At 59.0% G+C, this 578-nt stretch carries 1 pseudogene; it reads left to right on the top strand.

From position 1 onward, the window contains the following. Positions 1–86 precede the first annotated feature (86 nt). A pseudogene (locus EAE91_RS23725) lies at positions 87–578 on the top strand (ImcF-related family protein); the annotation flags it as partial.

Raw genomic sequence — 578 nt, 5'->3', positions numbered from 1 at the left:
GCAACTGGTCGCAGGAAGACCGTATCACTCAGGCCGTCGGCTGCTTTTTTCCTGAACGCTGTACCCCGGATATCGTGGCGACACAGTTGCAAGAATTGGTTGACCCGTTGCGCAAGCGCGGGATGCAGCAACTGTTGGAGAAAACGGCCCACGATTTTCTCTGTCGTCTGTCCGCCAACTTAAAACAGGGGGGGATTGCGCACTGGCAACAGGTCCTGACGCCGTGGTTAGCGGAGTATGGCGATGTGGTGTCGCTGCGCGGTCTGATGTTTAGTTTGCCGCTCCGGGCGATAAAGACCAGCCTCCCGCAGATTTGGCTGCCCGACACTGCCTGGCAGGGGGTGTTGGAGGGCAGCCATCGTTTCCACGGTCGGCGGGTGGGCATGCCCCGCGCACAGACCGTCGGTCGTGGCCTGATGGTGCTGGGCTTATTGTGGGGTGCCGGAATGGTGCTCTCCTTTTTCACCAACCGTGACCAGATAGCCGTGGTGCAGGCGGCGGTAACTGACCTGAAAACTCAGCCGGAGAATTCTGATGCCCAGTTGATAGCTTTAAAGGAGCTGCGTAACGAGGTGGAC

The sequence above is a fragment of the Photorhabdus noenieputensis genome (genome assembly GCF_018448935.1).
Classification (GTDB): Bacteria; Pseudomonadota; Gammaproteobacteria; order Enterobacterales; family Enterobacteriaceae; genus Photorhabdus; species Photorhabdus noenieputensis.
Note: the sequence above shows the minus strand (reverse complement) of the source record. Positions and strands in the feature narration are given on the sequence as shown.